Here is a 24,197-nt window from a genome sequence, read left to right as displayed (position 1 = left end):
GCGGGACCTCCAGTGTATTATTTCAATTATTTATTTTGTTTCCTTGTGAACTGTATGCTGATTGCATGTTTTACAAAACTTTTTTATTTCAAGTCGCTCTATTGAGCTCGTATCTTTCATAGTAGAGTAGTTTCGATTTTTACACTCTTCACATGAGAGTACAACTTTTTTCCTCATTAGTTACACCAACCTTGTAACATTATGTCCCTAAAAATGTATCATACAATAAAAGACAATGTCAATGACATGCATTTTGTACTCTCTACAAAAGAAAACAGGTGATTTATTTTACACCTGCAGCACTTGTTACTTCTTATGAATTTAAAGTTGTACTTTCTCTCATTTCCATATATCGTTCCAATTTCCTCTTTACTCTTTGTAAAGCGTTATCAATAGATTTCACATGCCTGTTTAACTGTTCTGAAATCTCTTGATAAGAACGACCATCTAAATATAAAGAAAGCACTTTTCTTTCTAAATCGCTTAATAATTCAGATATTTTTGATTCTATGTCTGTATATTCTTCCTGGCTAATGATCATCTCTTCAGGATCAGTCACCTTCGCTTCAGAAATAACATCCAATAACGTTCGATCAGATTCCTCATCGTAAATCGGCTTATCTAAAGACACATACGAATTTAAAGGAATATGTTTTTGTCTTGTTGCCGTTTTAATAGCGGTAATAATTTGTCGAGTGATACATAGTTCAGCAAATGCTTTGAATGAAGACAGCTTGTCCTCTTTATAATCACGAATTGCTTTAAACAACCCTATCATACCTTCTTGAACAATGTCTTCTCGATCGGCACCCACTAAAAAGTAAGATCTTGATTTCGCACGAACAAAGTTCTTATACTTGTGAATTAAATATTCTAGAGCGTCAGTATTACCTTTTCGAACTAACTCAACGATTGCCTCATCCTCTAAATCACGAAATGTAACGTCGCCTATACTTACGAAGCCTGCTTCCACCTTGATCCCTCCGACCGCTATTTATTTAGCAATATTATACAGTAAAAAGATAAAGAGCGTCAATGCTTCAACGCTCTCCTCTTCTTAATTTTTCTAATTTTTCTGTAATATCCTTACTAAATATCTTTCGCATGGCGGGCTGCTGTTCTTTCGCGTCTTTTGTACGCCTTCTTACTTGTTGTTCCATCGCTTGTACTTCCAACTCTAATTCACGCGCAGATTTTCGAAGGGCACCTTGCGCAAATATAACCCATTGTTCTGTATAATCAGAAGTCGCAACATATATTTGTGTATTTATATTTCTAAGCTCTATCGCAAGTTGCTCTATCTTTTCGTCTGCAGTTTGATTCTTTCGTGTGAATATTACTTCTACACGAGATTGTTTCATCTTTTTTTCAATACCATGGACTGTATAGGCATCAAAGACTATCATCACTTTTGTGCCTGTATAACCTTGATAATCCGCCATCTTATCAATAAGCGCATCTCTTGATGATTGTAAATCTACATCCCGCAGTTTCTTCAAATCTCCCCAAGCTCCGATAATGTTGTAGCCGTCAACGATTAAAATATCGTTCATTTTTTATTTACCAATTTCGTGACGTTTACGATATACCTCATACATTAACAAACTTGCGGCTACTGAAGCATTTAAGGATGTAACTTTACCAACCATCGGTAGAGTGATTAAGAAATCACACTTTTCACCAATAATACGACTCATACCTTTTCCTTCACTACCAATTACTAATCCAATCGGCATTGTACCATCTAAATTACGGTAATCCGTTTTCCCTTTGGCATCTGTACCAGCAATCCAAAGTCCACGCTCTTTTAATTCATCAATTGTACGAGATAAGTTTGTTACGCGCGCAACAGGAATGTATTCAATCGCTCCTGTTGATGCTTTCGCAACTGATGCGGTAAGTCCCACAGCTCTTCTCTTCGGAATAATAATTCCATGAGCTCCTGTTGCATCAGCAGTACGCATAATAGAACCTAGGTTATGCGGATCTTCAATCTCATCTAAAATCAAGAAGAACGGATCTTCATTACGTTTTTCTGCCACTTTGAATAAATCTTCTAACTCTGCATACTGATATGCAGCTACTTGAGCAATTACACCTTGATGATTACCCTCAACTAATTGATCTAACTTTTTCTTTGGTGCATGTTGTAAAATAATCTTATTTTCTTTCGCTAACGCTAGTACAATTTGTACTTGTCCTTTGGCAGCACCTTCTGCGATCCAAATTTTATTAATATCTCTCCCTGATCTTAACGCTTCAATTACAGGGTTACGTCCGATAATATATTCACTAGTCATGATGATGTGCCCCCTTCCTTTTCTTCTAAAACTGCAATTGCCTTATATACAATTTCGTCTAATCTTTCACGATTATTTAATAAATGATGATAACCAATTAGTGCTTCAAAGGCTGTACTATGTCGATATGTTTGTACATCCGTATTTTTCGGAACTGTACCTGAATTTGCATTACGCCCTCTTCTTAATACCGCCTCTTCTTCCTCTGTCAAAAATGCCGTCTCTAATAAATGATAAACAACTTTCGCCTGTGCTTTTGCTGAAACAAAGCTCGTCCCTAAGCGATGTAATTGATTAGGGCGAACTTTTCCTTTTTGAAGGAGGTGATAGCGGATATATTGTTCATATACCGCATCACCCATATACGCTAACGCCAAGCTGTTTAATTGCTTTGCATCAATCATCCTTATCCTCTTTTCCATCTTGTACCTTGAGCGGTATCTTCTAAAATAATATTACGTTCTTTTAAATCGTCACGAATTTGATCAGACAATGCGAAATCGCGATTTTTACGAGCTTCAATGCGCTTTTGGATAAGCTCTTCAATTTCTTCATCCAGTAATTCTTCTTTTGATAATTCTAATCCTAAAATATCAAATAACGTTTCCAGTTGTTTTACGTATGCTTCAATCACAACTTTAGATGTATGCTCTTCAAGTAAATATTGATTTGCATGATTTGCTACGTTGTATAATTCGGTAATTGCATTTGCAGTGTTAAAGTCATCATTCATTGCCTCTTCAAATGCAGTCTGGAATTTCTCTATTTCAGCTAACCATTTCTCATTATGGTCCGTTAAATCCGTACTACTCTCCATACGATGCTTTAAGTTTCCATAAGCTGTTTTAATTCTTTCCAGTCCATTATTCGTACTTTGTAATAACTCTTCACTAAAGTTAATCGGGTGACGATAGTGTACTGATAACATAAAGAATCTAATTAACTGCGGGTCGTATTGCTTAATAATATCGTGAACTAAAATAAAGTTACCCAGCGATTTAGACATCTTCTCATTGTTAATATTAATATATCCATTATGCATCCAGTAACGTGCAAACGTTTTTCCAGTCAATGCCTCTGACTGCGCAATTTCATTTTCATGATGCGGGAACGCCAAGTCTTGCCCACCAGCATGAATGTCAATTGTATCCCCTAAGTACTTACGCGCCATTGCTGAGCATTCAATATGCCATCCTGGACGTCCTTGCCCCCAAGGGCTTTCCCAGAAGATTTCTCCTTCTTTCGCAGCTTTCCATAAAGCAAAATCAAGAGGGTCTTGTTTCTTTTCCCCTACCTCAATACGAGCACCGTGACGTAAATCTGCGATTGGTTGATGTGATAATTTACCGTAACCTTCGAATTCCTTCGTCTTAAAGTACACATCACCCTCTGATTCATATGCATACCCTTTATTCACAAGTTCTTGAATAAATTCAATAATGATATCCATATTTTCTGTTACACGAGGATGAACTGTTGCGTGTTTGCAACCTAGTGCTGTTACATCTTCAAAGTACGCTTCAACAAAACGATCAGCAATCGTTGGTACATCTTCACCTAATTCATTTGCCGCTTTAATTAATTTATCATCTACGTCCGTAAAGTTAGATACATATTGCACATCGTATCCTTTGTATTCTAAATAACGACGCACTGTATCGAATACCATAGGAGGTCTTGCATTCCCAATATGAATGTAGTTATAAACTGTAGGTCCGCATACATACATCTTTACCTTATTTTCTTCTAATGGAACAAACTCTTCTTTTTGACGTGTTAACGTATTATAAATGTGAATAGTCATTTTTATCCTTCCTTTCTACCTTTAATTCCAATTGTTTCTTCAATTTATCAAGTTCTACTTCCATAGCCTTTAATTTATCAAAAATCGGATCTGGAAGGTCAGAGTGATTTAATTCTTGACCAATCTTTACTCCATTTTGAATAACGACACGGCCAGGTATACCTACAACTGTAGAATGTGCAGGAACTTCTTTTAATACGACAGACCCTGCTCCGATTTTAGAATTCTCTCCCACAGTAATAGACCCAAGAACTTTAGCACCCGTCGCAATTAATACATTATCCTGAATTGTTGGGTGCCTCTTCCCTTTTTCTTTTCCTGTACCACCTAATGTAACCCCTTGATAAATCGTTACATTATCACCAATTTCACAAGTTTCTCCAATTACAACTCCCATTCCATGATCTATAAAAAAGCGTCGACCAATAGTTGCTCCTGGATGGATCTCAATGCCAGTAAAAAAGCGGCTCACTTGTGAAACAAAACGTGCAAGAAAGAAAAAATTTCTTTTATAAAAAGCATGTGCAATTCGATGGGCCCAAACTGCATGTAATCCAGAGTAAGTTAAAATGACTTCGAAATAACCTCTTGCCGCTGGATCCTGTTCAAAAACGACTTCAATATCTTCCCGAAGCCTCTTAAACATCGGTGTTCCCTCCCCTTTATGGGCTGCTTTTTTGTCGAACGAACTAACTCCCCTAACTCATCACTTCTCCCCTAATTCTTTATATAAGGAGATAAATTCTATATTCATACCTATTTACACGGTATAAAAAAAAAGGCGTCTCTGTCATATTGACAGAGACGCCTTTTAAGCGCGGTTCCACTCTGTTTAGGCTTAAAAAAGCCTCAAACTCATCCATGATAACGGTGTACACCGCTTCTGCTTACTTTGCGGCCTAAGACATCCCACGAAGCAATTCGCTGTTCAGCAGAAGACTCGAAGGGGCATTTCAAAAATCCGCTTATAAACCACTCCCAGCCTAAAGGTGGTTCTCTCTGTAAAAAGCCTGATTTTCTACTTCTCCTTCTCGTCGCTTTTCCTTATTAGGTTTTAGGTATACTTATTATATTTCTAAACCTAGAAAATGTTAACCAATTACTTTTTGAAGACGATTTAAAACTTTTTCTTTTCCAAGAAGTGCAATAGCATTCGGAAGCTCTGGACCATGCGTTTGTCCTGTAGTTGCAACACGGATTGGCATAAATAAATTTTTACCTTTATGTCCTGTTTCCTTTTGAACTGCTTTAATCGCTGCCTTAATTGCTGCTGGCTCCATTGCTTCTAGAGCTTCTATTTGACCAGCAAATGCACGAAGTACTTCAGGTACTTGTTCACCATTTAATACTTCTTGTCCTTCTTCTTCATAATCAACATGATCTTTAAAGAACATTTCAGAAAGCTCTACAATTTCAGCTCCAAAACTCATTTGTTCATGGTATAAAGCAATTACATCACGAATCCAAGCTTGGTCTTGTTCGCTTAAAGTTTCTCCCACACGTCCAGCTTTCACTAAATGCGGTAAGCTTAACTCTACAACCGTATCTAAATCTTGCTTTTTCATATACTGGTTGTTCATCCATTTTAGTTTTTGAGAATCAAATAATGCAGGTGATTTTGATAAACGAGCTGCATCGAACATTTTGATAAACTCATCTTTAGAGAAGATTTCTTCTTCTCCTACCGGAGACCAACCTAGTAGTGCAATAAAGTTAAAGATTGCTTCTGGAAGATACCCAAGCTCTTTATATTGCTCAATAAATTGAATAATAGATTCATCACGCTTACTTAACTTTTTACGACTTTCATTAACAATTAGAGTCATATGACCGAATTGTGGAATATCCCAGCCGAAAGCTTCATAAATCATCATTTGTTTCGGTGTATTTGAAATATGATCATCACCACGAAGTACATGTGTAATTTCCATTAGATGATCATCTACTGCTACTGCAAAGTTATAAGTTGGAATTCCATCTTTTTTCACAATAACAAAATCACCGAAATCATTTGAATGGAACGCAACTTCATCTTTTACAATATCTTTGAATGTGTAGTCACGATCAGCTGGTACACGGAAACGAATACTTGGAATACGTCCCTCAGCTTCAAATTCTTTCACTTGTTCTTCAGTTAATTCACGGTGGTTACCTGCGTAACGAGGTGTTTCACCGCGAGCGATTTGTCCTTCACGCTCTGCTTCTAGCTCTTCTTCTGTCATATAACATTTATAAGCTAGACCACGCTCTAATAAATCTTCATATAATTTTTTATAAATATCTAAACGCTCTGTTTGGCGATATGGTCCAAATTCACCACCAACATCAACACCTTCATCCCAGTCCATACCGAGCCATTTCAAGTATTTTAATTGGCTTTCTTCTCCACCAGCCACGTTACGTTTTACATCAGTATCTTCAATACGAATAATAAATTTGCCATCTAAATGACGAGCAAATAAATAATTAAATAATGCCGTACGCGCATTTCCGATATGTAAGTGTCCTGTTGGACTTGGCGCATAGCGCACTCTCACTTGCTTTTCCATAATTGGTACACCTTCCATTCTTAATGTCAACACATTCTATAATTGTACACCAAAAAAATGTGATTATCCATCTTACGAATTAAAAACCATTATTTTTTCTGTAATAAAACAACCGCTTGAGAAGCAATCCCTTCTTCTCTACCTGTAAATCCTAATTTTTCTGTTGTTGTTGCCTTTACATTAATGTTATTGATAGACGTTTCTAACAGTTCACTAATGCGCTTACGCATGCTCTCAATATGTGGTGCCATTTTTGGTTTTTGAGCAATAATTGTACAATCTAAATTTCCTAACTCGTAACCTTGTTCACGCACAAATTCCCAAACTTTTTGTAACAATACAGCTGAATCTGCATCTTTAAAAGCTGGGTCTGTATCAGGAAAATGCTTTCCGATATCTCCTGCTGCAATCGCACCTAAACATGCATCAGCAATCGTATGTAACAATACATCTGCATCTGAATGACCAATTAATCCTTTCTCGTGTGGAATTGTAATTCCACCGATAATCAACGGACGCCCTTCCGCAAATTCATGTACATCAAAACCTTGTCCAATTCGAAACATCCTTACTTCCTCCTTAAGCTAAACTACTGAGCTTTATGACTCTATATTATATCGCTATCCTTATAAAGAAAAGCCCGGCTGTTGCCGAGCTTTTCTTTATTAACACATCATCAACGTTATTTCTTCTGAACACGAAGGAAACTTTCAGCAATTAGTAGATCTTCCGGAGTCGTCACTTTAATATTATAGTAACTCCCCTCCACTACACCAACTTGCTTCCCAACGCGTTCTACGAGACTTGCATCATCTGTGCCAAGAAAACAACTTTGCTTTGCGCTTCTATGAGCTTCTAGCAAAAGAGAAACAGAGAATCCTTGTGGTGTTTGTACAGCGTTAAGTTGAGACCGCTCTACCGTTTCTACAACAACACCCTGCTCTACTTTCTTAACAGTATCTTTTACTGGCACTGCACAAATGGAAGCTCCATATTTTTCTGCTGCAGTTAATACATCGCGAATCACTTTATTCGTTACGAACGGGCGCGCCCCGTCATGAACAAGAACATATTCGACACCACTCGCATACTGAAGTGCGTTATATACGCTATCTTGTCTTTCGGCTCCACCCTGAATAAATTGTACCTGCTTTTCAATCTGGTACTTCTGCATTAACTCTTCAAAATACGGGCGTTCTTCTTCGTTAATTGCCATAATAATACTTTTGCACGCTTTATCTTTTTCAAAAGCACGCAATGTGTGCACAATAATTGGTACTTCATCTATAAGTAAAAATAACTTATTTTTACCAGCACCCATTCGTTTCCCTTGGCCCGCTGCCGGAATAATTAATGTATACATATTAATAATCCTCTACTTATAATGCTTTTTCTAGCAATTTACGTTTTGCGAAAATCATACGACCAGCCGATGTTTGTAATACGCTAGTAACAAGTACATCAAGTTGTGAACCCACATACTCTCTACCATCTTCTACTACAATCATCGTACCATCATCTAAGTATGCAACACCTTGATTCTGTTCTTTACCATCTTTCACAACATAAACACTTAATTCTTCACCAGGGAGTACGACTGGTTTAATCGCATTAGCTAAATCATTAATGTTTAACACCGTAACCCCTTGTAATTCAGAAACTTTGTTTAAATTGAAATCGTTTGTTACTACAGTTCCACCAGTGATTTTTGCCAACTTTACAAGCTTGCTATCTACTTCTTGGATATCATCGAAATCGCCTTCATAAATTTCTACCGGAATTGGCATCTCCTTTTGAATACGATTTAAAATGTCTAGCCCTCTGCGGCCACGATTACGCTTTAAAGCATCTGAAGAATCGGCAATATGCTGAAGCTCTTCTAATACGAATTGCGGAATGACAATTGTTCCTTCTAAAAACTTTGTTTGGCAAATATCTGCAATACGTCCGTCAATAATTACACTCGTATCAAGAATTTTCCAATGAGTCGTAGATTTTTCTGCTTCGACCTCTACCTCTTCATTCTCACTATTGTTTTTCTTCTTACCTCCGCGTTGGGGTAATGTAAATAATCCTAGCAATTCATTCCTCTTTTTAAATCCTACTTGGAATCCTAAATATCCAAGTAAAAGGGTGAAGAACACTTGCAACACCGTACTAATAACTGGAATTGTAAATTCACGAATTGGTATCAAAATTAAATATGCAACAATAAGACCAGAGATTAATCCTAATGTACCAAATAAAACATCTGCTACAGGCGCCTTTACAAGAGCCTCTTCAATATGCTTAATAAGTTGAACAATATAATCTACAAGCCAAAATGTTGTTAAAAATAAAATAATTGCACCAATAATTGCACGAACATACGATCCTTCCAACAAAGGAACTGCACCGATATCTAATACATTAATAATTTTTGGGATTAAGTAAATCCCTAACGCTCCCCCGATCACTAAAAAGAAGAGCTGTACAATCCGTTTTAACATCCAACCACCTCCTACTCATTATTAACCATTGTTTCGCTAATCAAAACGCCGAATGCAAAAGCGGACGTGTTTTTTTGTAAATAGTTTTATTTACCAATATATCATATCATATACCAAAAATGTTCTAGTGTCGTTATATTATAGAATCAATGTAATATTCTTAATTGTGTCTACTCATATAGAGATGCTCTTGAATTCTTTTTAGACCTTCTCGTATTTTCTTCGCTCTCACTTCTCCAATTCCTTCCACATCATCCAATTCATTAATAGTTGCTCGGCAAACACCTTGCAATGTTTTAAATCGATTAATTAAATTCTCGATAATAAGTGGCGGAACACGAGAAATCTTGCTTGTGATTCGGTACCCTCTAGGTGTCACACTTTCTTCTAAACTTGTTTGTCCTGGATACCCAAGTAATTTAACTAAATCACTATCCTCTAAAAGTTGTGTATTTGCAAGATCTTGTAACTTTTTCAAGATTTGATGATGGTCTTGTGTTTTCTCCTGGTGATAATCTTTAATTAACAATGCTGCCTCTGCCTCTAAATCAGCTAGTAATTCTGTAAGCTGTAAACGAATTAACCTACCTTCTGTTCCTAGCTCATGAATATAGCTCAATATTTCATTTTTTATACGCAGCACCATTTCAACACTATGTAAAACGTGAACCACCTCGGACATTGTAACGACCTCTTCAAATTCTAGAATACCCAAATTCGTAATGCCGTCATTCCATACAGCCTTATATTTTTCTAGCGTTTGAATTGCTTGATTTGCTTTTGTTAAAATGACACCTATATCTTTTAATGTATAACGTAAGTTCCCTTGATATAGCGTAATTACATTACGTCTTTGTGAAATGGCCACAACAAGGCTGCCCGTCTGCTTTGCTACACGCTCTGCTGTTCGGTGACGCATACCTGTTTCAATAGAATCAATAGATGAATCCGGAACTAACTGTGCGTTTGCAATTAAAATTTTACTTCCAGTTTCATTTAAAATAAGTGCTCCATCCATTTTTGCTAATTCATATAAACTAGCAGGAGAGAATGCGCAATTAATATGAAAACCACCATCAACAATGCTTTTAATCTGCTCATTATACCCAAGAACAATTAGTCCCCCTGTTTGTGCACGAAGTACATTATCTATCCCTTCGCGCAGTGGTGTTCCCGGGGCCACGAGCTGTAAAATATTAATTATACTTTTGACACGTTGCTTATTTTCTTCCATAGCCTAGCCTCCTAATGTCAAACGAAGCGCTTCTCCTAAATTAGAAACACCTACAACCTCAATCCCCTCTGGAATTGTCCACCCCCCTAAATTTTTTCTAGGAATGATAGCACGTTGAAATCCTAATTTAGCTGCTTCTTGTACACGTTGTTCGATTCTTGATACTCTTCTTATTTCTCCAGTTAATCCAACTTCTCCTATTACCGCATCAGTTGGTGCCGTAGATTTATCTCTAAAACTTGAAGCTATACTTAAGGCAACAGCTAAATCAATTGCCGGTTCATCTAATTTCAAACCACCAGCTACTTTTAAATACGCATCTTGATTTTGTAATAGTAAACCTGTTCTTTTCTCTAGTACCGCCATAATAAGCGAGACACGATTATGATCAATTCCTGTCGCCATTCTTCGAGGATTTCCAAAACTAGTAGGGGAAATTAATGCCTGTATTTCTACTAAAACTGGTCTTGTTCCTTCCATTGAGGCAACTACTGTTGAACCTGCAACTCCAACTGGTCTTTCCTCAAGGAAAATTTCAGAAGGATTTAAGACTTCCGCAAGGCCAAGTTCTTTCATTTCAAAGATACCCATTTCATTCGTAGAACCAAAACGATTCTTTACAGCTCGTAAAATACGATATGTATGGTGTCGATCTCCTTCAAAGTAAAGAACTGCATCGACCATATGTTCTAACATACGCGGCCCCGCAATTGCACCTTCTTTTGTCACATGTCCTACGATGAAAATTGGGATTCCCTTTGTTTTTGCAAGTTTCATTAATTCTGCTGTACATTCACGTACTTGCGCCACGCTACCAGGAGCTGATGTCACCTCAGGTAAATGTATCGTTTGAATAGAATCAATAACAACAAAAGCAGGATTCATCTCTTCAATATGTGCTGCAATACGCTGTAAATCTGTCTCTGATACAACAAATAGATTACTACCATTTACATGTAAACGATCTGCACGAAGTTTAATCTGCTTTGCTGACTCCTCACCTGATATATACAATACATCATATGAAGCATCTGCTAATTGCGAGGAAATCTGTAATAATAACGTTGATTTTCCAATCCCAGGGTCCCCACCAATAAGTACTAAAGATCCATCTACAATTCCGCCACCTAGTACACGGTTAAACTCCTGAAATTTTGTTTCAATACGTGCCTCAGACTTTGTTTCTACTTCTGTAAGACGTCTTGGTTTTGTTACTTCTGTTTGAATTGCATTTGCATAATTTAGGCGTCTGGATGATACAACGGGTTCCATCTCTTCAACAAGCGAATTCCATTGACCACACCCTGGACATTTACCCATATATTTTGGTGATTGATAACCACACTCTTGACATGTGAATTTTGTTTTCTTTTTAGCCATATCTTTTTATATTTCACTTCGCTTTCATCTATAAACATTTGACCTTCTCGTACAAGAAAGAGGGCTATCTCGTAGCCCTCTTAGTTTGTCTATACTTATTTTACCTTTTCAGCACTATGAATGACAAATGTTTCCCCTTCTACATCAAAGATAACTTTTTGTCCTTTCTCAATAGCACCTTTTAAAAGTTCTTCCGATAGTCTATCTTCTACATGCTTCTGAATTGCTCTACGTAGTGGACGAGCACCATATTCACGATCAAACCCTTTATCAGCAATAGCTGCAATCGCCCCTTCTGTTAATTGCAATTCAATTTCTTGTTCTTTTAAGCGATTCACTAACTGATTTACCATAAGAGTCACAATTTCTTGAATATGTTTTTTCTCAAGCATATGGAATACGATAATTTCATCAATACGGTTTAAGAATTCTGGACGAAATGCCTTTTTCAGCTCATCCATTACTTTACCTTTCATATCCGAATAATCACGGCTTTCATCTTGTACGTTAAATCCAAGATGTTTGTTACGTTTTAACGCCTCAGCACCAACGTTAGACGTCATAATAACAATCGTATTACGGAAGTCAACTGTACGTCCTTTAGAATCAGTTAAACGACCATCTTCCAATACCTGTAGTAAAATATTAAATACATCAGGATGCGCCTTCTCTACTTCATCTAATAGGACAACTGAATACGGCTTACGACGAACCTTCTCTGTTAATTGTCCGCCTTCTTCATACCCAACATATCCTGGAGGAGAACCAACTAAGCGAGAAGTTGAATGTTTCTCCATATACTCAGACATATCAATGCGAATCATTGCATCCTCATCACCGAACATAGATTCTGCCAACGCTCTTGCTAATTCTGTTTTACCTACACCTGTTGGTCCTAAGAAAATAAATGAACCAATTGGACGTTTCGGATCTTTCAGTCCTGCTCTTGCACGACGAACAGCTTTCGCTACAGCCACTACCGCTTCATCCTGGCCGATGACACGATCATGAAGAATGGATTCTAAGTTTAATAATTTATCAGTCTCTGTTTGTGCAAGTTTAGAAACAGGGATACGTGTCCATGTAGAAACGACATTTGCAATATCTTCTACCGTAACCTCTGAATTTTCTTTTCCTTGTTGTTCTTTCCACTGACGCTTTGTATCTTCCAATTTCTCACGTAAGCGTTGTTCCATATCACGTAAGGAAGCAGCCTTTTCAAACTCTTGACTTTGTACAGCCGCATCTTTTTCTTTTCGAATTTCCTCCAGATTCACTTCAAGCTCTTTTAAGTTTGGTGGTGTTGTATAAGAACGTAAGCGAACCTTTGAAGCAGCTTCATCAATTAAATCAATTGCTTTATCTGGTAAGAAACGATCCGTAATATAACGATCGGAAAGTTTCACAGCTGCATCAATTGCATCATCTGTAATAGACACACGGTGATGGGCCTCATAACGATCGCGTAAACCTTTCAAGATTTGAGTTGATTCTTCTAGACTCGGCTCATCAACATGAATTGGCTGGAAACGTCTCTCTAAAGCTGCATCCTTTTCAATATATTTACGATACTCATCTAAAGTTGTCGCACCAATACATTGTAATTCTCCGCGTGCTAAAGATGGTTTTAAAATATTTGATGCATCGATTGCACCTTCTGCTCCACCTGCACCGATTAGTGTATGAAGTTCATCAATAAATAGAATAATATTCCCTGCTTGACGTATTTCATCCATTACTTTCTTTAAACGATCTTCAAACTCACCACGATATTTCGTCCCAGCTACCACTGTTCCCATATCTAGTGTCATAACACGCTTATCTCTTAACGTTTCAGGAACTTCATTATTTACGATTTGCTGTGCTAACCCTTCAGCAATTGCTGTTTTACCTACACCAGGCTCTCCAATTAACACTGGATTGTTTTTTGTTCTACGGCTTAACACTTCAATTACACGTTGAATTTCTTTACTACGTCCAATAACAGGATCCAAACGATTCTCACGTGCAACAACTGTTAAGTCGCGCGCTAAACTGTCTAGTGTCGGTGTATTTGCATTTGTCGATGAACCACCTTGGTGACCTGAACTTGCTTCGTTACTTCCAAGAAGTTGTAACACTTGTTGTCTTGCTTTGTTGAGGCTTACGCCTAAATTATTTAAAACACGTGCCGCTACACCTTCACCTTCACGGATTAAGCCAAGTAAAATATGTTCTGTTCCAACGTAAGAATGTCCTAGCTTACGCGCTTCATCCATAGACAATTCAATAACTTTTTTAGCACGAGGTGTATAATGTACAGTTTGAGAAGCTTCTGTTCCACGTCCAATTAACGCTTCTACCTCTTTTTGCACTTTCTCCGGGCTCAATCCAAGAGCAATTAACGCTTTTGCTGCAATTCCTTCACCTTCGCGTACAAGCCCAAGTAAAATATGTTCTGTTCCAATGTTATTATGCCCAATGCGAATTGCTTCCTCTTGAGATAAAGCTAATACTTTCTGTGCTCTTTCTGTAAATCTTCCAAACATCATAGAAATCGCCTCCTACTTGCGCTTAGTTTTTTTCAATACGTAATCGCTCACGGATTAAGGTTGCTCTTCGATAATCTCTTTCTTCTGGTCCTAAAGGTCCTCCTGCGTATTGTTGTAAAATACCTGGTTGCGTAAGAACCATTAGCTCAGTCAAAATATTTCTCGATATACCTTTTATATATCCTAGATCAATACCAAGTCGTACATCCGATAAGCAAGTTGCCGCTTCTGCAGATTGAATTAAACGACTGTTTGCTAGTATACCGTAAGAACGATAAACCTTATCTTCAAGCTCAATACTCGAATTTTGTACAATTAATTCTCTGGCCAATTTTTCTTGTTGTATAATTTGCTGCATGACACTCTTTAAATCTGCAATAATATCTTCTTCGGATTTCCCTAGCGTCATTTGATTTGATACTTGAAATATATTACCTAACGCTTCGCTACCTTCACCGTATATTCCTCTTACTACTAAACCTAATTTTTGAATTACTTGTATAATACGGCTAATTCTTTTTGTTAAAACCAGCCCTGGTAAATGAATCATTACAGAAGCTCTTAATCCTGTACCAACGTTAGTAGGACAACTCGTAATATATCCAAGTGATTCATCAAAAGCATATTCAACCTCTTTTTCAATCCAATTATCTATTTGATTGGCGCTTTGAAGCGCCTTTGATAACTGTAGTCCTGGAAATAGGCACTGAATCCTAATGTGGTCTTCCTCATTAAGCATCACACTAATGTGTTCGCTTTCTGATAACAGACATGCTCCATATTCAGTCCCTGCTAGATTTGGACTAATTAAATGCTTTTCGACTAAAACTCTCCTTTGAAGAGGAGTTAATTCATTCATTTTTAATAGTCCAAACTTCCCAAAGGGCTCTACCGCTTTATTTATAAATTTCTTTTTAAATAATTCTTGAACCTTTTGAGCTTCCTCTTCGTTTTGCATAGTAGAAAATTGATATTGCTTAAAATTACGAGCCAAACGAATTCGACTACTTAAAACAATATCAGAATCAGGGCCATCCCCCTTCATCCATGGACTAATCGCTTCATTCATAATTTTGTCCAGTGACATAGAACTACTCCCCCTCTCTATGCTCACTAAGCTGAGTTTCAAGCCCTCGAATTTCATCTCTTACCTCAGCAGCTTTCTCAAACTCCTCATTCTGTACATATTGTTTCAGAATAAGTTTTAGTTCATCTAATTCTTTCTTTAAGTGGATATTTCCTTCCATTCGTTCCGGAATTTTTCCACAATGTTCTGTATGTCCACCATGAAGTCGCTTTAACAATGGGTTTAAGTGTCCTTTAAATGTATCGTAACAAGAAGCACAACCAAAGCGTCCCACCTTTGTAAAATGTTCATATGTCATCTTACAACCTGGACATCTTACTGTATTTGTATTTGAAAACCCGTTTTTTCCTTCTCCAAACATTGTTGATTCACCGTGTAATAAACCAGCAAATACATCATGAAATGAAAAGTTAGACTGTGATGATTGAAAGAAAGACGTATAGCCACTTTGCTCCGCACATTGCTCACAAAGATGAACTTCCGCCTTCTTCTCGTTGATTACTTTTGTATAATGTAAAGTTGCTGGTCTTATATTACAGTTTTGACAAGTCATCAATATCCCCACCTTTACAACAGGAACGATCTACCTCATGATACTTTTCATACATTACTAGATTGTCCTCTTTCCTTAATCCATTTAGATAAAAGTACATGCTCTTTTTCAAAACTTCTACAATATTTAACTGCCCTATCTTAATTATCATTCTTTTACAAAAGCTGTATTTATTTATATTTCAGTGTTCTTAACATTGCGCATAATATTCGAGCCCTAAGTTCATCTCGAGAAGGAATATCCATTGATAATACAGAACGATCTAGTACACTTAACATTAGTTTTGCTTCACGGCCTGTTATGATTCCTTCTTCTAATAAACGTATAATCATACTCTCTGCATTCCCTTGTGCAACGCTATGATCAATCATATGAAGCATTTGATCAATAATGTCTATATCATCATGCAGTTTGACTTTTATAATGCGAATGTAACCTCCTCCACCACGTTTACTTTCTACTACAAATCCTCTTTCTAATGTAAAACGGGTATTGATTACATAATTGATTTGAGATGGTACGCACTCGAATCGATCCGCAATCTCATTTCTTTTGATTTCAATCACATTATTATTACTTAAGTCAATAACTTGCTTTAGATATTGCTCAATGATATCAGATATATTTCTCATTTATCCGCCACCTTTATTGACTTTGACTATCTTTGACTTTAATTATATACGTATTAATAAAATTTGCAACTCTTTTGCTTATTCACTATCCTAGCCACATTCCCCTGCATTTAATCAAAATAGTAATTATTTAAGGACATTTTTTTAATTACTATGGATTATAAAAGAAAACACGAAAAAACACGAGTCATTTGACTCGTGTTTAGTTGCTTGGCGACGTCCTACTCTCACAGGGACAAGGTCCCAACTACCATCGGCGCTAGAGAGCTTAACTTCCGTGTTCGGTATGGGAACGGGTGTGACCTCTCTGCCATCATCACCAAACTATGAAGGCATATTCCTTCAAAACTAGATAACATTTGCTACATATTATATGGTTAAGTCCTCGATCTATTAGTATTCGTCAGCTCCACATGTCACCATGCTTCCACCTCGAACCTATCAACCTGATCATCTTTCAGGGATCTTACTAGCTTACGCTATGGGAAATCTCATCTTGAGGGGGGCTTCATGCTTAGATGCTTTCAGCACTTATCCCTTCCGCACATAGCTACCCAGCTATGCCCTTGGCAGAACAACTGGTACACCAGCGGTGCGTCCATCCCGGTCCTCTCGTACTAAGGACAGCTCCTCTCAAATTTCCTACGCCCACGACGGATAGGGACCGAACTGTCTCACGACGTTCTGAACCCAGCTCGCGTACCGCTTTAATGGGCGAACAGCCCAACCCTTGGGACCGACTACAGCCCCAGGATGCGATGAGCCGACATCGAGGTGCCAAACCTCCCCGTCGATGTGGACTCTTGGGGGAGATAAGCCTGTTATCCCCGGGGTAGCTTTTATCCGTTGAGCGATGGCCCTTCCATGCGGAACCACCGGATCACTAAGCCCGACTTTCGTCCCTGCTCGACTTGTAGGTCTCGCAGTCAAGCTCCCTTATGCCTTTGCACTCTACGAATGATTTCCAACCATTCTGAGGGAACCTTTGGGCGCCTCCGTTACACTTTAGGAGGCGACCGCCCCAGTCAAACTGCCCACCTGACACTGTCTCCCGGGTCGATAAGACCCGTAGGTTAGAATTTCAATACAGTCAGGGCGGTATCCCACCAGCGCCTCCACCGAAGCTAGCGCTCCGGTTTCAATGGCTCCCGCCTATCCTGTACAAACTGTACCAAAATTCAATATCAGGCTACAGTAAAGCTCCACGGGGTCTTTCCGTCCTGTCGCGGGTAACCTGCATCTTCACAGGTACTATAATTTCACCGAGTCTCTGGTTGAGACAGTGCCCAAATCGTTACACCTTTCGTGCGGGTCGGAACTTACCCGACAAGGAATTTCGCTACCTTAGGACCGTTATAGTTACGGCCGCCGTTTACTGGGGCTTCAGTTCAGAGCTTCGCTTACGCTAACCCCTCTCCTTAACCTTCCAGCACCGGGCAGGTGTCACCCCCTATACTTCGCCTTACGGCTTCGCAGAGAGCTGTGTTTTTGCTAAACAGTCGCTTGGGCCTATTCACTGCGGCTTTCCGTTAAGAAAGCACCCCTTCTCCCGAAGTTACGGGGTCATTTTGCCGAGTTCCTTAACCAGAGTTCTCTCGCACACCTTAGGATTCTCTCCTCGCCTACCTGTGTCGGTTTGCGGTACAGGCACCTTTTATCTCGCTAGAAGCTTTTCTTGGCAGCGGGGAATCAAAGACTTCGCTCCATAAGGAGCTTCCCCATCACAGCTCAGCCTTTATGATAAGCGGATTTGCCTACTTATCAGCCTAACTGCTTGGACGTGCACAACCAATCGCACGCTTCTTCTATCCTTCTGCGTCCCTCCATTGCTCAAACGATAAAGAGGTGGTACAGGAATATCAACCTGTTGTCCATCGCCTACGCCTGTCGGCCTCGGCTTAGGTCCTGACTAACCCTGAGCGGACGAGCCTTCCTCAGGAAACCTTAGGCATTCGGTGGACGGGATTCTCACCCGTCTTTCGCTACTCATACCGGCATTCTCACTTCTAAGCACTCCACCAGTCCTTACGGTCTGACTTCACTGTCCTTAGAACGCTCCCCTACCACTGATACCATTGGTATCAATCCGCAGCTTCGGTGGTGTATTTAGCCCCGGTACATTTTCGGCGCAGAGTCACTCGACTAGTGAGCTATTACGCACTCTTTAAATGGTGGCTGCTTCTAAGCCAACATCCTAGTTGTCTAAGCAACTCCACATCCTTTTCCACTTAATACACACTTTGGGACCTTAGCTGGCGGTCTGGGCTGTTTCCCTTTTGACTACGGATCTTATCACTCGCAGTCTGACTCCTAAGGATAAGTCATTGGCATTCGGAGTTTGACTGAATTCGGTAATCCGATGAGGACCCCTAGTCCAATCAGTGCTCTACCTCCAAGACTCTTACACTTAAGGCTAGCCCTAAAGCTATTTCGGGGAGAACCAGCTATCTCCAGGTTCGATTGGAATTTCTCCGCTACCCACACCTCATCCCCGCACTTTTCAACGTGCGTGGGTTCGGGCCTCCATTCAGTGTTACCTGAACTTCACCCTGGACATGGGTAGATCACCTGGTTTCGGGTCTACGACCACGTACTAAACGCCCTATTCAGACTCGCTTTCGCTGCGGCTCCGCCTCTTCAGCTTAACCTCGCACGGGATCGTAACTCGCCGGTTCATTCTACAAAAGGCACGCCATCACCCGTTAACGGGCTCTGACTATTTGTAGGCACACGGTTTCAGGATCTCTTTCACTCCCCTTCCGGGGTGCTTTTCACCTTTCCCTCACGGTACTGGTTCACTATCGATCACTAGGGAGTATTTAGCCTTGGGAGATGGTCCTCCCAGATTCCGACGGAATTTCACGTGTTCCGCCGTACTCAGGATACATTCAAGAGAGAACGAAGTTTCGACTACGGGGTTGTTACCCTCTACGACGGACCTTTCCAGGTCGCTTCGTCTACCTCGTTCCTTTGTAACTCCGTATAGAATGTCCTACAACCCCAAGAGGCAAGCCTCTTGGTTTGGGCTATGTTCCGTTTCGCTCGCCGCTACTCAGGAAATCGCATTTGCTTTCTCTTCCTCCAGGTACTTAGATGTTTCAGTTCCCTGGGTCTGTCTTCCTTACCCTATGTATTCAGATAAGGATACCATACCATTACGTATGGTGGGTTTCCCCATTCGGAAATCTTCGGATCAAAGCTTACTTACAGCTCCCCGAAGCATATCGGCGTTAGTCCCGTCCTTCATCGACTCCTAGTGTCAAGGCATCCACCGTGCGCCCTTTCTAACTTAACCAAACTAAAAATTAAAAAATATGAGCTACACTGTTATCTAGTTTTCAAAGAACATACATTTATATATGAGAGATAGTTCTCTCAAAACTGAACAAAACGAAACACGGAAACTTATATTGATGAACAGCGTTCATCAATTCTCCATAGAAAGGAGGTGATCCAGCCGCACCTTCCGATACGGCTACCTTGTTACGACTTCACCCCAATCATCTGTCCCACCTTAGGCGGCTGGCTCCAAAAAGGTTACCCCACCGACTTCGGGTGTTACAAACTCTCGTGGTGTGACGGGCGGTGTGTACAAGGCCCGGGAACGTATTCACCGCGGCATGCTGATCCGCGATTACTAGCGATTCCAGCTTCATGTAGGCGAGTTGCAGCCTACAATCCGAACTGAGAACGGTTTTATGAGATTAGCTCCACCTCGCGGTCTTGCAGCTCTTTGTACCGTCCATTGTAGCACGTGTGTAGCCCAGGTCATAAGGGGCATGATGATTTGACGTCATCCCCACCTTCCTCCGGTTTGTCACCGGCAGTCACCTTAGAGTGCCCAACTTAATGATGGCAACTAAGATCAAGGGTTGCGCTCGTTGCGGGACTTAACCCAACATCTCACGACACGAGCTGACGACAACCATGCACCACCTGTCACTCTGCTCCCGAAGGAGAAGCCCTATCTCTAGGGTTTTCAGAGGATGTCAAGACCTGGTAAGGTTCTTCGCGTTGCTTCGAATTAAACCACATGCTCCACCGCTTGTGCGGGCCCCCGTCAATTCCTTTGAGTTTCAGCCTTGCGGCCGTACTCCCCAGGCGGAGTGCTTAATGCGTTAACTTCAGCACTAAAGGGCGGAAACCCTCTAACACTTAGCACTCATCGTTTACGGCGTGGACTACCAGGGTATCTAATCCTGTTTGCTCCCCACGCTTTCGCGCCTCAGTGTCAGTTACAGACCAGAAAGTCGCCTTCGCCACTGGTGTTCCTCCATATCTCTACGCATTTCACCGCTACACATGGAATTCCACTTTCCTCTTCTGCACTCAAGTCTCCCAGTTTCCAATGACCCTCCACGGTTGAGCCGTGGGCTTTCACATCAGACTTAAGAAACCACCTGCGCGCGCTTTACGCCCAATAATTCCGGATAACGCTTGCCACCTACGTATTACCGCGGCTGCTGGCACGTAGTTAGCCGTGGCTTTCTGGTTAGGTACCGTCAAGGTGCCAGCTTATTCAACTAGCACTTGTTCTTCCCTAACAACAGAGTTTTACGACCCGAAAGCCTTCATCACTCACGCGGCGTTGCTCCGTCAGACTTTCGTCCATTGCGGAAGATTCCCTACTGCTGCCTCCCGTAGGAGTCTGGGCCGTGTCTCAGTCCCAGTGTGGCCGATCACCCTCTCAGGTCGGCTACGCATCGTCGCCTTGGTGAGCCGTTACCTCACCAACTAGCTAATGCGACGCGGGTCCATCCATAAGTGACAGCCGAAGCCGCCTTTCAATTTCGAACCATGCAGTTCAAAATGTTATCCGGTATTAGCCCCGGTTTCCCGGAGTTATCCCAGTCTTATGGGCAGGTTACCCACGTGTTACTCACCCGTCCGCCGCTAACTTCATAAGAGCAAGCTCTTAATCCATTCGCTCGACTTGCATGTATTAGGCACGCCGCCAGCGTTCATCCTGAGCCAGGATCAAACTCTCCAATAAAGTTAGTTTGTCTAGCATCTAAAATAAAAATTGACGTTTCACGTTGTTTGTTTCGTTCAGTTTTCAAAGAACTAATGGTGGAGCCTAGCGGGATCGAACCGCTGACCTCCTGCGTGCAAGGCAGGCGCTCTCCCAGCTGAGCTAAGGCCCCAAACAAGTATCGGGAAGACAGGATTTGAACCTGCGACCCCCTGGTCCCAAACCAGGTGCTCTACCAAGCTGAGCCACTTCCCGAAAGAAAACGCGCCCGAGAGGAGTCGAACCCCTAACCTCTTGATCCGTAGTCAAACGCTCTATCCAATTGAGCTACGGGCGCATATGGTGCCGAGGGCGGGGGTCGAACCCGCACGGTGGTCACCCACCGCAGGATTTTAAGTCCTGTGCGTCTGCCTGTTCCGCCACCCCGGCATGTCATATTGAAAATTGGAGCGGAAGACGGGATTCGAACCCGCGACCCCAACCTTGGCAAGGTTGTATTCTACCACTGAACTACTTCCGCAAGACATGTTTGAGATATTTTATTAAAAGTGCGGGTGAAGGGAGTCGAACCCCCACGCCAAAGGCGCTAGATCCTAAGTCTAGTGCGTCTGCCAATTCCGCCACACCCGCATATTAATTAAAATGGTGAGCCATGAAGGACTCGAACCTTCGACCCTCTGATTAAAAGTCAGATGCTCTACCAACTGAGCTAATGGCTCTTACAATAAAAACTGGTGCCGACTAGAGGACTTGAACCCCCAACCTACTGATTACAAGTCAGTTGCTCTACCAATTGAGCTAAGTCGGCTAAATGGTGGAGGATGACGGGATCGAACCGCCGACCCCCTGCTTGTAAGGCAGGTGCTCTCCCAGCTGAGCTAATCCTCCGGATTGCCTGGCAACGTCCTACTCTCACAGGGACAAGGTCCCAACTACCATCGGCGCTAGAGAGCTTAACTTCCGTGTTCGGTATGGGAACGGGTGTGGCCTCTCTGCCATCATTACCAGACTGTATTCATTTAAGACAAGAATCATTGTAACTCATTTAACTTTTAAAGTCAACAAGTTTTTTATATTCTTTCAAAACTAGATAACATTGCTTCATATTATATGGTTAAGTCCTCGATCTATTAGTATTCGTCAGCTCCACATGTCACCATGCTTCCACCTCGAACCTATCAACCTGATCATCTTTCAGGGATCTTACTAGCTTACGCTATGGGAAATCTCATCTTGAGGGGGGCTTCATGCTTAGATGCTTTCAGCACTTATCCCTTCCGCACATAGCTACCCAGCTATGCCCTTGGCAGAACAACTGGTACACCAGCGGTGCGTCCATCCCGGTCCTCTCGTACTAAGGACAGCTCCTCTCAAATTTCCTACGCCCACGACGGATAGGGACCGAACTGTCTCACGACGTTCTGAACCCAGCTCGCGTACCGCTTTAATGGGCGAACAGCCCAACCCTTGGGACCGACTACAGCCCCAGGATGCGATGAGCCGACATCGAGGTGCCAAACCTCCCCGTCGATGTGGACTCTTGGGGGAGATAAGCCTGTTATCCCCGGGGTAGCTTTTATCCGTTGAGCGATGGCCCTTCCATGCGGAACCACCGGATCACTAAGCCCGACTTTCGTCCCTGCTCGACTTGTAGGTCTCGCAGTCAAGCTCCCTTATGCCTTTGCACTCTACGAATGATTTCCAACCATTCTGAGGGAACCTTTGGGCGCCTCCGTTACACTTTAGGAGGCGACCGCCCCAGTCAAACTGCCCACCTGACACTGTCTCCCGGGTCGATAAGACCCGTAGGTTAGAATTTCAATACAGTCAGGGCGGTATCCCACCAGCGCCTCCACCGAAGCTAGCGCTCCGGTTTCAATGGCTCCCGCCTATCCTGTACAAACTGTACCAAAATTCAATATCAGGCTACAGTAAAGCTCCACGGGGTCTTTCCGTCCTGTCGCGGGTAACCTGCATCTTCACAGGTACTATAATTTCACCGAGTCTCTGGTTGAGACAGTGCCCAAATCGTTACACCTTTCGTGCGGGTCGGAACTTACCCGACAAGGAATTTCGCTACCTTAGGACCGTTATAGTTACGGCCGCCGTTTACTGGGGCTTCAGTTCAGAGCTTCGCTTACGCTAACCCCTCTCCTTAACCTTCCAGCACCGGGCAGGTGTCACCCCCTATACTTCGCCTTACGGCTTCGCAGAGAGCTGTGTTTTTGCTAAACAGTCGCTTGGGCCTATTCACTGCGGCTTTCCGTTAAGAAAGCACCCCTTCTCCCGAAGTTACGGGGTCATTTTGCCGAGTTCCTTAACCAGAGTTCTCTCGCACACCTTAGGATTCTCTCCTCGCCTACCTGTGTCGGTTTGCGGTACAGGCACCTTTTATCTCGCTAGAAGCTTTTCTTGGCAGCGGGGAATCAAAGACTTCGCTCCATAAGGAGCTTCCCCATCACAGCTCAGCCTTTATGATAAGCGGATTTGCCTACTTATCAGCCTAACTGCTTGGACGTGCACAACCAATCGCACGCTTCTTCTATCCTTCTGCGTCCCTCCATTGCTCAAACGATAAAGAGGTGGTACAGGAATATCAACCTGTTGTCCATCGCCTACGCCTGTCGGCCTCGGCTTAGGTCCTGACTAACCCTGAGCGGACGAGC

At 41.4% G+C, this 24,197-nt stretch carries 17 protein-coding genes, 9 tRNA genes, 5 rRNA genes and 1 other annotated feature (1 of these 32 cut by a window edge); all 31 genes read right to left on the bottom strand.

The genetic code is table 11. From position 1 onward, the window contains the following. Nucleotides 1-30: 30 nt before the first annotated feature. Entirely contained in the window at nucleotides 31-177 is a 147-nt protein-coding gene (gene rpmG, locus BHV55_RS00590) for a 50S ribosomal protein L33 (protein WP_014481927.1), read from the bottom strand. Between the two features lie 136 nt (nucleotides 178-313). Continuing rightward, nucleotides 314-973: an RNA polymerase factor sigma-70 gene (locus BHV55_RS00585; protein ID WP_000387193.1), complete on the bottom strand. Its 660-nt coding sequence runs from the start codon at nucleotides 971-973 to the stop codon at nucleotides 314-316. A gap of 67 nt (nucleotides 974-1,040) precedes the next feature. Beyond that, nucleotides 1,041-1,553, bottom strand: coding sequence for an NYN domain-containing protein (locus BHV55_RS00580; protein WP_000997880.1), 513 nt, complete (start codon nucleotides 1,551-1,553; stop codon nucleotides 1,041-1,043). Between the two features lie 3 nt (nucleotides 1,554-1,556). Continuing rightward, nucleotides 1,557-2,300, bottom strand: a complete 744-nt coding sequence (gene rlmB, locus BHV55_RS00575; RefSeq protein WP_000200237.1) for a 23S rRNA (guanosine(2251)-2'-O)-methyltransferase RlmB — start codon at nucleotides 2,298-2,300, stop codon at nucleotides 1,557-1,559. Next, entirely contained in the window at nucleotides 2,297-2,704 is a 408-nt protein-coding gene (locus tag BHV55_RS00570; RefSeq protein ID WP_000564261.1) for a Mini-ribonuclease 3, read from the bottom strand. The genes rlmB and BHV55_RS00570 overlap by 4 nt, the downstream gene beginning before the upstream one ends. Nucleotides 2,705-2,706: 2 nt before the next feature. Continuing rightward, nucleotides 2,707-4,104 carry a cysteine--tRNA ligase gene (gene cysS / locus BHV55_RS00565; RefSeq protein ID WP_000152276.1) on the bottom strand — a complete coding sequence of 466 codons (1,398 nt, stop codon included), beginning with the start codon at nucleotides 4,102-4,104 and terminating at the stop codon, nucleotides 2,707-2,709. Continuing rightward, the gene (gene cysE, locus BHV55_RS00560) at nucleotides 4,085-4,750 is read right to left on the bottom strand and encodes a serine O-acetyltransferase (RefSeq protein WP_000476497.1); all 666 of its coding nucleotides are present in this window, start codon (nucleotides 4,748-4,750) and stop codon (nucleotides 4,085-4,087) included. The genes cysS and cysE overlap by 20 nt, the downstream gene beginning before the upstream one ends. A gap of 151 nt (nucleotides 4,751-4,901) precedes the next feature. Further along, nucleotides 4,902-5,148 (bottom strand) — a binding site (T-box leader). Between the two features lie 47 nt (nucleotides 5,149-5,195). Continuing rightward, nucleotides 5,196-6,653 carry a glutamate--tRNA ligase gene (gene gltX, locus BHV55_RS00555; protein ID WP_000415143.1) on the bottom strand — a complete coding sequence of 486 codons (1,458 nt, stop codon included), beginning with the start codon at nucleotides 6,651-6,653 and terminating at the stop codon, nucleotides 5,196-5,198. Nucleotides 6,654-6,742: 89 nt separating this feature from the next. After that, a complete protein-coding gene (ispF, locus tag BHV55_RS00550) occupies nucleotides 6,743-7,219 on the bottom strand; it encodes a 2-C-methyl-D-erythritol 2,4-cyclodiphosphate synthase (RefSeq protein ID WP_000488388.1) in 477 nt (158 codons plus the stop codon). Nucleotides 7,220-7,335: 116 nt separating this feature from the next. Then, nucleotides 7,336-8,016: a 2-C-methyl-D-erythritol 4-phosphate cytidylyltransferase gene (ispD, locus tag BHV55_RS00545; RefSeq protein ID WP_000288286.1), complete on the bottom strand. Its 681-nt coding sequence runs from the start codon at nucleotides 8,014-8,016 to the stop codon at nucleotides 7,336-7,338. Nucleotides 8,017-8,032: 16 nt separating this feature from the next. Then, nucleotides 8,033-9,142, bottom strand: a complete 1,110-nt coding sequence (locus BHV55_RS00540; protein WP_000919677.1) for a PIN/TRAM domain-containing protein — start codon at nucleotides 9,140-9,142, stop codon at nucleotides 8,033-8,035. Nucleotides 9,143-9,302: 160 nt separating this feature from the next. Continuing rightward, nucleotides 9,303-10,376 carry a DNA integrity scanning diadenylate cyclase DisA gene (gene disA, locus BHV55_RS00535; protein ID WP_000392158.1) on the bottom strand — a complete coding sequence of 358 codons (1,074 nt, stop codon included), beginning with the start codon at nucleotides 10,374-10,376 and terminating at the stop codon, nucleotides 9,303-9,305. Nucleotides 10,377-10,379: 3 nt separating this feature from the next. Further along, nucleotides 10,380-11,756 carry a DNA repair protein RadA gene (gene radA / locus BHV55_RS00530; RefSeq protein WP_001085202.1) on the bottom strand — a complete coding sequence of 459 codons (1,377 nt, stop codon included), beginning with the start codon at nucleotides 11,754-11,756 and terminating at the stop codon, nucleotides 10,380-10,382. 95 nt (nucleotides 11,757-11,851) lie between these two features. After that, nucleotides 11,852-14,287: an ATP-dependent protease ATP-binding subunit ClpC gene (gene clpC, locus BHV55_RS00525; RefSeq protein ID WP_000971187.1), complete on the bottom strand. Its 2,436-nt coding sequence runs from the start codon at nucleotides 14,285-14,287 to the stop codon at nucleotides 11,852-11,854. 22 nt (nucleotides 14,288-14,309) lie between these two features. Next, nucleotides 14,310-15,374 (bottom strand): protein-arginine kinase McsB, encoded by a 1,065-nt coding sequence (mcsB, locus tag BHV55_RS00520; RefSeq protein ID WP_000050842.1) that lies wholly within the window; start codon nucleotides 15,372-15,374, stop codon nucleotides 14,310-14,312. 4 nt (nucleotides 15,375-15,378) lie between these two features. Beyond that, a complete protein-coding gene (gene mcsA, locus BHV55_RS00515; RefSeq protein WP_000128402.1) occupies nucleotides 15,379-15,927 on the bottom strand; it encodes a protein-arginine kinase activator protein McsA in 549 nt (182 codons plus the stop codon). Between the two features lie 170 nt (nucleotides 15,928-16,097). Next, a complete protein-coding gene (gene ctsR / locus BHV55_RS00510; RefSeq protein ID WP_001244565.1) occupies nucleotides 16,098-16,559 on the bottom strand; it encodes a transcriptional regulator CtsR in 462 nt (153 codons plus the stop codon). 208 nt (nucleotides 16,560-16,767) lie between these two features. Next, nucleotides 16,768-16,883 (bottom strand): 5S ribosomal RNA (gene rrf / locus BHV55_RS00505). Between the two features lie 49 nt (nucleotides 16,884-16,932). Continuing rightward, a 23S ribosomal RNA gene (locus BHV55_RS00500) occupies nucleotides 16,933-19,854 on the bottom strand. A 146-nt stretch (nucleotides 19,855-20,000) separates the two neighbouring features. Beyond that, nucleotides 20,001-21,552: ribosomal RNA gene (locus BHV55_RS00495) — 16S ribosomal RNA — on the bottom strand. Nucleotides 21,553-21,627: 75 nt separating this feature from the next. Next, nucleotides 21,628-21,703, bottom strand: a tRNA-Ala gene (locus BHV55_RS00490). Nucleotides 21,704-21,712: 9 nt separating this feature from the next. Beyond that, nucleotides 21,713-21,786, bottom strand: a tRNA-Pro gene (locus BHV55_RS00485). An 8-nt stretch (nucleotides 21,787-21,794) separates the two neighbouring features. After that, nucleotides 21,795-21,868: transfer RNA gene (locus tag BHV55_RS00480), tRNA-Arg, on the bottom strand. 3 nt (nucleotides 21,869-21,871) lie between these two features. Then, nucleotides 21,872-21,960 (bottom strand) — tRNA-Leu (locus tag BHV55_RS00475). Nucleotides 21,961-21,976: 16 nt separating this feature from the next. Further along, nucleotides 21,977-22,051, bottom strand: a tRNA-Gly gene (locus BHV55_RS00470). 29 nt (nucleotides 22,052-22,080) lie between these two features. After that, a tRNA-Leu gene (locus BHV55_RS00465) sits at nucleotides 22,081-22,161 on the bottom strand. A 13-nt stretch (nucleotides 22,162-22,174) separates the two neighbouring features. Continuing rightward, nucleotides 22,175-22,250 (bottom strand) — tRNA-Lys (locus BHV55_RS00460). Between the two features lie 13 nt (nucleotides 22,251-22,263). Next, nucleotides 22,264-22,339, bottom strand: a tRNA-Thr gene (locus tag BHV55_RS00455). Nucleotides 22,340-22,343: 4 nt separating this feature from the next. Further along, nucleotides 22,344-22,419: transfer RNA gene (locus BHV55_RS00450), tRNA-Val, on the bottom strand. A gap of 5 nt (nucleotides 22,420-22,424) precedes the next feature. Continuing rightward, nucleotides 22,425-22,540 (bottom strand): 5S ribosomal RNA (gene rrf, locus BHV55_RS00445). A 101-nt stretch (nucleotides 22,541-22,641) separates the two neighbouring features. Continuing rightward, nucleotides 22,642-24,197, bottom strand: a 23S ribosomal RNA gene (locus tag BHV55_RS00440); it runs 1,366 nt beyond the window's last position. The 16S, 23S and 5S rRNA genes sit together here with 9 tRNA genes alongside, the layout of an rRNA operon.

The organism is Bacillus sp. RZ2MS9 (assembly GCF_001816185.2).
In the GTDB taxonomy this organism is placed as follows: domain Bacteria; phylum Bacillota; class Bacilli; order Bacillales; family Bacillaceae_G; genus Bacillus_A; species Bacillus_A cereus.
The sequence above is the reverse complement of the archived record's forward strand: the minus strand, read 5'-3'. Positions and strand labels throughout refer to the sequence as shown.